At 49.4% G+C, this 2,996-nt stretch carries 1 protein-coding gene and 2 pseudogenes; all 3 read left to right on the forward strand.

The window, feature by feature from the left end; all coding sequences use genetic code 11:
- Positions 1 to 811: 811 nt before the first annotated feature.
- Positions 812 to 991 (forward strand): annotated as a pseudogene (locus tag ACTU3N_RS01540) (transposase domain-containing protein); the annotation flags it as partial.
- Positions 992 to 1,067: 76 nt separating this feature from the next.
- Positions 1,068 to 2,179, forward strand: a protein-coding gene (locus ACTU3N_RS01545; protein ID WP_443084390.1) for an IS3 family transposase whose coding sequence is annotated in 2 segments (ribosomal slippage) — positions 1,068 to 1,329 and positions 1,329 to 2,179 — 1,113 coding nt in all. Because the reading frame shifts where the segments join, the coding sequence is not laid out codon by codon here.
- A 7-nt stretch (positions 2,180 to 2,186) separates the two neighbouring features.
- Positions 2,187 to 2,996, forward strand: a pseudogene (locus ACTU3N_RS01550) (IS4 family transposase); the annotation flags it as partial.

The raw sequence follows: 2,996 nt of genomic DNA on the forward strand, positions 1-2,996 counted from the left end.
GGCCTCATTCTTCGTTGAATTATCAGACCCCTTCAGAGTTTGCAGCGGGATGGCGAAACGGAGCATACGGGAGTAAATCAACCGACATTACTAACTGATTATTGTGTTTAATACTGGGGGCAGGTCACTGGCTATCTCTATCGCGACCACTGTTTCCCACAGTTTTGCAATAAAAAGTTCATTAGGTAAGAAAAATTTAAGCCGCTATTCAAACGTGGCAGCAACCTTTCTGACAGGGTATGGGTATGTTAAAAAAGCAGCTGATGCTGCTAATGAATTAAAGCATTTCTATCCAACATACTATAGTATCCTCTATCGTGAGAATTTAGAAATGATGTACTTCATTGTTCAACCCATCATTCAGAGAAACTATGCTTTATTATCATCGATGAAGTCGGAGCAGCAAATAACGGATGCGCTAATGAGGTTAATGTACTAATGAAGAAATTACTACGTTTATTCCTTGATGACATTCTCTGGTATCTATTAGGGTTTATACCAGTAATACTTATTGTCATTTTTGGTATGGTTGCTGTTACCTTCTGGGAAGAGTATGCGTTAAAATCTATCGCGATATTCACTATCGTTGTTCTGGTTGGTTATTTTTACTTTGTGAAAAGCAGAAAGAAATAAATTACCTTATGTACCCAACAGCAGCTGCCAGTGTTTTAAGCCAAATAAGTATCTGAACCTCATAAGCTACATACCTTACAGGCCCGCAGAATGCGTAATGCCGATCAGTTAAGGATCGGTTGACCGATCCTTAAACTACGGCACTATAACGGCTTCCACTACAGGGAGCCGTTTTCTTATGCCACTTCTCAACGACCTGCTTGATTTCCATGACCATCCACTTATGCCACCTCCCTCTGCACAGCTTTTTGCTGAGCATCTTCCTGTTGAGTGGATACAGCATTGTCTGACGCTTTCTGCACATGCGACCGTTCGCCGCCGTCGTTTACCGGGGGACATGGTTATCTGGATGGTGTTGTAACCATCCCGCATAATGGTGCCATTCACTTTTAGAGATCTTCCGGCATACTGAGACTGTCTCAAAGGAGATCGCTATGCGTAAAGCCCGTTTCACTGAACACCAGATCATCGCCGTCCTGAAGTCCGTTGAAGCAGGCAGAACGGTGAAAGATGTCTGCCGGGAAGCCGCAATTTCAGAAGCCAGTTACTACAACTGGAAAGCTAAGTACGGTGGTATGGAAGCCAGTGATATTAAAAAGATCAAAGATCTGGAAGACGAGAACCACCGTCTTAAGCAGATGTTTGCCGATCTGAGTCTTGAGTGTCGGGCACTGAAGGACGTGATCGAAAAAAAACTTTAAAGCCTGCAGTGAAGCGGGAGCTGGCCACGTATAGGGTCCAGACATTTTCATTGAGCGTCCGTCAGGCCTGCCGGGTGCTGTCGCTGAGCCGCACGGTGTATCACTATCGCCCGGACTTACAACGTGATGAACCTGTTATCCGTGCGCTTCAACAGGCGGCTGAGCGTTATCCGCGCTATGGCTTCAGCAAGCTGTTCCGGATACTGCGCCGGCACGGACACCCATGGAATCACAAACGTGTGCACCGGATTTACTGCCTGCTGAAACTGAATTTCAGGCGTAAGGGAAAACAACGGTTACCTGCACGTAATCCGGAGCCGCTGACGGTACCGTCAACGTTGAATCAGAGTTGGTCGGTGGATTTTATGAACGATGCGCTGACCTGTGGACGGCGGTTTCGCACTTTCAATGTGGTGGACGACTTTAATCGTGAGGCACTGGCGATTGAGATCGACCTTAATCTGCCCGCGCAACGTGTTATCCGTGTACTGGAGCGTATTGCGGTCAACCGGGGATATCCATTGAAGCTACGGATGGACAATGGCCCGGAGTTTATCTCGCTGGCACTGGCTGAATGGGCTGAAACCCGTGATGTGGCCCTGGAATTTATTAAACCCGGCAAACCCACACAGAATGCATTTATTGAACGTTTTAACCGGACTAACCGGACAGAGATACTGGATTTTTACCTGTTCAGAACGCTGAATGAGGTGCGGGAAATCACAGAAAGATGGCTGAACGAATATAATTGTGAGCGCCCACACGAATCCCTGAACCATCTGACACCGGAAGAGTACCGGATAGTAAATACTGATGCCGGAACCTCAAAAAGTGCATGGAACTAAAACGGGTGTCTTTACAGTGGTGGCTATGGCTTTTTTCCGTAATGAACCGATTACTGATGTGGTCCGCCGTCTGAACCTGAGCGCAGATGGCGAAGCCGGAATGAACCTGCTGGCTCGGAGCGCAGTCACTCAGGCACGCCAGCGCGTGGGGGCTGCCCCGGTGGAATGGCTCTTCCGCCAGACCGCACAGACATGGGGCGCTGAACGTTACCTGAAGGATGACTGGCATGGACTGCAGCTTTTTGCCATTGATGGTGCGCAGTTCAGAACGCCTGACGAGCCTGAACTGCGCGAACATTACGGTTCGGCAAATACGTCAACCACCCGCCAGAGCGCCTGTCCGGTTATGCGTCTGGTGGCATTAATGAACCTGGGCAGCCACGTTCTGCTGGATGCCGCGACTGCGCCTTACCGGCGAAGCGAGACCCTGCTGGCACATGCCATGCTCACCACTATCCCGGATAACTCCATTACGCTGTTTGACAGGTTATTCTACAGCGCAGACCTGCTGCTGACGCTGAATCAGCAGGGCAGTAACCGACACTGGCTGCTACCCGCCCGCAAGGATATGGCTGCAGAAACAGAAGTCAGCTACGGGGCCGGAGATCGGCTCCTGAAGCTGAAAGTGTCACCACAGGCAAGGAAAAAGAATCCCTCGCTGCCGGAATACTGGTATGCGCGGGCGGTGATTTATGAACGGAATGGCGTGGAAAAAACAGTCCTGACATCGCTTCCGGCAGACCGCTATAAGGCCAAAGATGTGGCGGAGCTTTATCACTCACGATGGGAAATCGAAGTGGGGTTCAGGAATCTCAAG

The sequence above is a fragment of the Vagococcus sp. WN89Y genome (assembly GCF_052220145.1).
In the GTDB taxonomy this organism is placed as follows: Bacteria; Pseudomonadota; Gammaproteobacteria; order Enterobacterales; family Enterobacteriaceae; genus Kosakonia.